Consider the following 476-nt stretch of genomic DNA (forward strand, 5'->3'; position numbering starts at 1 on the left):
GATCTACGCTTGTCGATTCCCATTGCCGATCCAGATCTTTGGAAGCCTGCCATCCCGCTACTCCAGAGGGCGCTGCATTTTCTGAGTGGGGACACTTGGGATATTACACTGTTGCCAGATGGACCCCGCCAGCTTCCGTCGCAGAAACGCGGTCATATAACGGTTATGGCAGGTCATGACTGTGTAAGCCTTTTCTCTGGCGGCATGGACAGCGGGATCGGCGCGCTAGACCTGTTAGCCAGTGGACGGCGCCCTCTGCTGATCAGTCATTCCTATAGAGGTGACTCAGAAAAGCAGATCGCGATTAGTGGTCAGCTTCCCATCAATGTCTCTAGATTTGCCGCTGTAGCGAATCCGATTTCTTGGCTGGGGACACAGACCGATGTGCAAATGCGTACGCGTAGTTTTAACTTTCTCGCATACGGTACGCTTGTGGCATCGACACTTGCTCAACTCCGCGTCGCAGGCCCCCCTGT

Annotated in this window: 1 protein-coding gene; it reads left to right on the forward strand. The window is 54.4% G+C overall.

Translation table 11 applies throughout. From position 1 onward, the window contains the following. Positions 1-204 precede the first annotated feature (204 nt). Positions 205-476: hypothetical protein (locus tag OMK64_RS21530; protein ID WP_272730166.1), on the forward strand; the 272-nt coding region annotated here is incomplete at its 3' end.

The organism is Cellulomonas fimi, assembly GCF_028527925.1.
Taxonomy (GTDB): Bacteria; Actinomycetota; Actinomycetes; order Actinomycetales; family Cellulomonadaceae; genus Cellulomonas; species Cellulomonas fimi_C.